This is a genomic window from Micromonospora sp. NPDC049114, from assembly GCF_040648635.1.
Lineage (GTDB): Bacteria > Actinomycetota > Actinomycetes > Mycobacteriales > Micromonosporaceae > Micromonospora.
On the sequence record NZ_JBEZEA010000027.1, the window covers coordinates 1 to 2,177 of the forward strand.

Consider the following 2,177-nt stretch of genomic DNA (forward strand, 5'->3'; position numbering starts at 1 on the left):
GGCGCGCGGGCGGGCGGGCGGGCGCGCGGGCGGGCGCGCGGGTGCGCGGGTGCGCGGGCGGGCGGGTGCGCGGGCGGGCGGGTGGGTGCCGCGGGCGGGGCTGGGCGGGCGGGCGGAGCGGGTGCGCGGGCGAGCGGCGCACGCCACCGAGCAGCGCGCTCGGGCGGGCTGGGCGGGGGCGCGGGCTGGGCGGGGGCGTGGGCTGGGCGGCGGGCCGTGCAGTTGACGCATTGAGGCGGGCTGATGAGAATGGGCGACGGAGCCAGGTAGGGCCACCGGGACGAGGGCGACGACGGCGGGGCTCCGCTGTCGAGGATCGGCCGGTGAGCGTTCGCGAGTGTCCCCGTCCGCGTGACATGGACCGTCGCGCACTGTCCGCGTACCCCAAAGGGGCCGTGACGTGCCGACGGTAGCTCGCCCGCGCGGCCCTTGGCCGGCGCCGGGCCTTTGAAGTGGAGCACGAATGTTCCGTCCCAAAGCTCTCGGCGGTGCGCTGACCGCGCTCGCCACCGTCGCGGCCGGCGTGTTCATCGCCGCCGCCGTCAGCACCACCCCGGCCTCCGCCGCGGGGACCGGCACCGGCTATCTGCACACGAACGGCAGTCAGATCGTGGACAGCACCGGCGCCACGGTCCGGTTGACCGGCATCAACTGGTTCGGCATGGAGACCGACAACAAGACCTTCCACGGGCTCTGGTCGAGCAATCCGTGGCGGGGGCAGCTCGACACGATGGCCCGGCTGGGCTACAACACGTTGCGGGTGCCGTACTCGAACGACGCGCTGAAGGCGGGCGCGACGGCCACCGGGATCAACGACTTCGTCAACCCGGACCTGATCGGGCTGTCGCCGTTGCAGATCCTGGACAAGGTAATCGACTACGCCGGCAGCAAGGGGATGCGGATCATCCTGGACCGGCACCGGCCGACGTCGGCCGGGCAGTCGCCGCTGTGGTACACGTCGACGGTCTCCGAGGCGACGTGGATCAACGACTGGAAGATGCTCGCCCAGCGGTACGCGGGCAACCCCACCGTGATCGGTGCGGACCTGCACAACGAGCCGCACGCCGAGGGCACCAACCCGGCGGCCACCGGCGCGTGCTGGGGCTGCGGTGACACCGCGCGGGACTGGCGGCTCGCCGCCGAGCGGGCCGGCAACGCCATCCTCGGTGTCCAGCCCAACTGGTTGATCTTCGTGGAGGGGGTGAGCTGCCCCAGCGGTGGTCTCTCCAATGTGTGGGACAACGACCCGAGCAACGACGAGGACTGCGGCTGGTGGGGCGGCAACCTGTCCAAGGCCGGCCAGTTCCCGGTACGGCTGAACGTGGCCAACCGGCTGGTCTACTCGCCGCACGAGTACGCCACGTCGGTCTACCGGCAGACCTGGTTCGACGCCCCCGACTACCCGGCGAACCTGCCGGCCATCTGGGACAAGTACTGGGGTTACCTGTACAAGCAGAACATCGCGCCGATCATGATGGGCGAGTTCGGCAGCACCCTGGCCGACCCGAAGGACAAGGTGTGGCTGGAGAAGTTGATGGCGTACACCGGCACCGGGGTGACCGGCATGTCCTTCACCTACTGGTCGTGGAACCCCAACTCGGGTGACACCGGCGGCATCGCGTTGGACGACTGGACGAACATCAACACCACCAAGCAGGCGATCCTCCAGCCGTACCTGATCGCGCCGTCCGGTGGCGGACCCACCGGCGGGCCGACGGGTGGACCGACAGGCGGACCGACCGGCGGGCCGACGAGCGCGCCTCCGGGCGCCTGCACGGCCACCTACCGGCAGGTCAACGCCTGGCAGGGCGGCTTCCAGGGTGAGTTGACGGTCAAGAACACCGGTACGGCAGCGGTCAACCCGTGGACGGTCACCTGGAGTTGGCCGTCCGGCGTGACGCTTGGCAGTGGCTGGAACGCCACAGTCACCCAGTCGGGCACGACTGTCACCGCCGCCGCGCCCAGCCACGCGCCGTCGCTGGCGGCGGGGGCCTCGGTCACCGTGGGCTTCACCGCCAACGGCACGGCCAGCGCCCCGGCGACCGTGAAGCTCAACGGCGCCAGCTGCTGAGTCGCGAGGGTGGCCGGGGGCGCCCCCGGGGGGGGGGGGCCCCCCCCCCCGCATAAATCCCCTGGGGGGTTTTTTTAAACAGGGGTACACGGTGAGACCGAGTTGT

The 2,177-nt window shown here is 71.6% G+C and carries 1 protein-coding gene; it reads left to right on the forward strand.

Going from position 1 to position 2,177, the window contains the following annotated elements; translation table 11 throughout:
• The first annotated feature begins 463 nt into the window (after positions 1-463).
• Positions 464-2,071, forward strand: coding sequence for a cellulase family glycosylhydrolase (locus AB0B39_RS32695; RefSeq protein WP_357576203.1), 1,608 nt, complete (start codon positions 464-466; stop codon positions 2,069-2,071).
• The last annotated feature ends 106 nt before the right edge of the window (positions 2,072-2,177 follow it).